Source organism: Echinicola arenosa (genome assembly GCF_014841125.1).
GTDB classification, from domain to species: Bacteria; Bacteroidota; Bacteroidia; order Cytophagales; family Cyclobacteriaceae; genus Echinicola; species Echinicola arenosa.
Window position 1 is genome coordinate 1 of sequence record NZ_JACYTQ010000016.1, and the last position, 2,966, is coordinate 2,966.

Annotated in this window: 3 protein-coding genes; all 3 read left to right on the forward strand. The window is 38.7% G+C overall.

Annotated features, from left to right (window positions below):
* The first annotated feature begins 136 nt into the window (after positions 1-136).
* Entirely contained in the window at positions 137-793 is a 657-nt protein-coding gene (locus IFO69_RS21520; protein WP_192012222.1) for a hypothetical protein, read from the forward strand.
* Between the two features lie 79 nt (positions 794-872).
* Complete coding sequence (locus IFO69_RS21525; protein ID WP_192012223.1) at positions 873-1,268, forward strand: hypothetical protein; 396 nt, start codon at positions 873-875, stop codon at positions 1,266-1,268.
* A 223-nt stretch (positions 1,269-1,491) separates the two neighbouring features.
* A complete protein-coding gene (locus IFO69_RS21530; protein ID WP_192012224.1) occupies positions 1,492-2,829 on the forward strand; it encodes a nucleoside hydrolase-like domain-containing protein in 1,338 nt (445 codons plus the stop codon).
* Positions 2,830-2,966 lie beyond the last annotated feature (137 nt).

Consider the following 2,966-nt stretch of genomic DNA (forward strand, 5'->3'; position numbering starts at 1 on the left):
GAAAGACAAATGCCCATAGCACTTCACCGGCTTCGTTCAACTATGTTTTAAACGCAATCTTGATTGTCTTAAGAAAATAGTTTATTTTTTTGACTAGATTACGTTTAAAACACTTTGCGTTGTGCCCAATTAAAAAATGACCGAAACCAAAGTCAAATACACGGAAGAAGAAATTCTTGAAATATTCAAGGAACAACACCGACTTTGCAGCCCGCTTGACCCTGAAGCTGACCTATGGGCTGAAATTTCGGCTGAGATGACAATTAGAGAATGGAGATGGGCGAACGACTTACTTGGATGGAAAAAACTAAGTGAATTTCTAAACCAAGAATTTCGAGTTCAGATAAGTCAAGACGAATGGCATAACGTTTTAGAACCTGCAAAGACAAGGAAGCTCATTGAAGTTTGCCGACTTTTATCAAAGCACGCTGAGAAAGACACTTATGAGCCAAAGACTCTGTTTGGTAAACCGTGCTTAAAAGCAGGAGTATTTTTGACAATTAAAAAGAATCTAAAGGACAAAGGAGTAGACGTTTCTAATCTTCGACCTTCTTCTTCATTGGCAGCTTATATGGACAAGTATTTCCCTCAAGTATTAGAAGAAATCACCCTGACAGGAACCAAACCGATTGACAAAATCGAAACCACACGAAAGAAAAAAGGATTTTGGAATGCGATTAATATTTTCGATTCTGACCGTTATGAAACGTTGACTGGAGAAGTAAAAACATTCCGAGATTTGACTGAGAAAATAATTGAAGAAAAAATAAAAACTGGGCACAACAATAGCTAAAAAATCATAGCTGCCCTGCGGGACAGCAACGCTTTTTAGCCGGGCCGTTGTGCGTCATGCAAAAAGACCAATTAGCCAAATGAATACTCTGTACGAAACAGATAAACTAAAGCTTGAAAACGAGTTTGAAGCGACTTTCTTGACCGACAAGAAATCGGGTAAGACTCTAATGGAAGACGATTTCTATGGAGACCCGAACTGCGGACTGATTGATAAGGATAACAAATGGGCAATTGTTGCAGGAGAGCATTTGACGATTTGGACACCGAAAAAATGGACGAGAATAAATGATGAAGAACTCAAATGGATACATTCCATTCGAATTAAGAATTCTGAAACTGTCGAAATTCTAACCGACCCTTGGAACGATAACTCTGCAATTTGGGAAATTGACACAAGGACATTTGACTTCAAGAAAATAAAGGACTTTGAAGACTACAAAGACCAAGAATATTCTGAGAATGTGATTTGGTAAAATGAAAAAAAAGCACAGAAGCACAACAACGCATATAGCTTATGGCGGGTAAACGGCTACCAGCAAGGTTTTCGCTCCGTAGCCAGCTTAAGTTTTAGAGGACATGAAAGTGCTCCGAAACCGCCACAAGCCATATGCAAACCGTTGTGTGCAAGCATGCCCAAAGGTACTCAGTGGAACAAAAGAGAATAAGGGAGTAAATGAAACCTAATAAAGTTTAAAAATGAAATACATTCTTCTTTTTACATTTTTTTTGTGTGTAGAATATTGTTCAGCGCAAGTTAATAAGAGCGATAAACATAGACTCATTGTCTCTACCGACCTAGGTGGCACTGATCCCGATGACCTACAATCTATGATTCATCTCTTGGTATCTTCGAATACATTAGATATTGAAGGGATTATAAGTGCACAGGTTTGGATGGACGACCCTGACAAGACTGATAAAATAATTCAGGTAATAAATTGGTATCAAGAAGTTTTACCCAACTTGAAAAAACAAGCTGCGGGTTATCCTGAGGCAGACTATTTAAGGTCGATTACAAAGCAAGGACAACCAAAATCCAATATGTCGGGCGTAGGGGCAGGCAAAGATTCACCAGGGTCAGAACTGATTATATCGGCAGTAGACAAGAAAGAAGACAATCGCCCGGTATGGATTGCCGGATGGGGAGGATTAAATACTGTGGCCCAAGCTCTTTGGAAAATAAATAATACCCGAAGTAAAAAAGCAGTAAACGCATTTGTAAAGAAAATACGTATCTATGATGTGCTTGGGCAAGATGATGCAGGTGCTTGGATTGCGAAAAACTTTCCTGAAATTATTTATATCCGCAACAAAGAAATCTATGGATGGGCGCCATCTGATGATTGGACAAAAAATAACGTCCAGAACCGTATGCCTTTAGGTAGTCATTATCCAAACAGAATTTGGGCAACGGAGGGAGATACTCCTTCTTTTCTTTACGTTTATGCCAATGGTTTAAACGTTCCGGAACACATCGACTATGGAGGCTGGGGTGGACGATTCTCCACAAAGAAAGTAAGTGGAATACGCGGCATGGATTTCATTGTCAAGAGCGGCAAAGATGAAACCCAATATGACCCTTATTATATGTACGGCAGTTCAAAAGAAGGTATTGAAGCCATAAACAAATGGAAACAACAAATTTTTAATGATTTTGCAGCCCGTATGTTATGGACTACTACAAATGAATATTCGGCAATAAATCATCATCCGGTAGCCATTGTAGATGGTGATAGTTCCTTACAATGTATATATAAAAAAGCTAAAGCCGGAAATACCTTGACATTTGATGCTTCTAAATCAAAAGACCCTGATAGAAATCAGTTGGATTACAAATGGTTTGTTTATAATGAACCGAGTACATATAGAGGTACAGTAACAATAGAAAAGAGTTCTGTATCTAAATGTAAAGTACTTGTACCTTCTGATGCTTTAGGCAAGACAATACATCTTATTTTAGAAATAACCGACAACGGCACTCCGGCTTTGACTGCGTATAGACGAATTGTAATAAATGTAGACAAAGAAGAATAAAAAAATGCCAGCACACAATAACTAAGCATTCTGACGGCTGGAACAGCCTAGTCTGAATGCAGTGTTGAACGAGTGGTGCTGTGAATGGGTTAAATTATGGGGAAAGCTATTTCCTCTTTTGTATTTTTGGAGGTTGG

Bases quoted from the DNA above. Each gene is read 5' to 3' on its own strand.
- IFO69_RS21525 (WP_192012223.1), top strand. From the start codon at position 873: ATGAATACTCTGTACGAAACAGATAAACTAAAGCTTGAAAACGAGTTT.
- IFO69_RS21530 (WP_192012224.1), top strand. From the start codon at position 1,492: ATGAAATACATTCTTCTTTTTACATTTTTTTTGTGTGTAGAATATTGT.
- IFO69_RS21520 (WP_192012222.1), top strand. From the start codon at position 137: ATGACCGAAACCAAAGTCAAATACACGGAAGAAGAAATTCTTGAAATA.